The organism is Priestia sp. SIMBA_032 (assembly GCF_046535215.1).
Taxonomy (GTDB): domain Bacteria; phylum Bacillota; class Bacilli; order Bacillales; family Bacillaceae_H; genus Priestia; species Priestia aryabhattai.
Genome location: NZ_JAWRXD010001343.1, coordinates 1 through 245, shown reverse-complemented (window position 1 = coordinate 245; position 245 = coordinate 1). Strand labels below are relative to the sequence as shown.

Sequence of the window (245 nt, the reverse complement as noted above, 5' to 3'; positions counted from 1 at the left end):
ATGATCGTGGCATCGTTGTCGCGGCGCACGCTCGCCTCAACGACGACCCGCACCGTGTCCTCGCCGTTCTCCGCCCATACCGCATCGGGCAGCTGTGGCTCGTGCGACGGCGCGACGTCGAGGGGTGCTTCGAGGATCCATCTCTCACCCGTGCGGGTCTGCTCGTGCTGTTCGAGGCGCAACGGTGTCTCGAACGCGAGCACCGGATCCACCTCGCCCTCGAGCCGGTAAACGATGACATCGTG

Annotated in this window: 1 protein-coding gene; it reads right to left on the bottom strand. The window is 66.1% G+C overall.

Annotation, left to right across the window (positions count from 1 at the left end):
* Positions 1–245: hypothetical protein (locus SB717_RS38680; RefSeq protein WP_410908544.1), on the bottom strand; the 245-nt coding region annotated here is incomplete at both ends.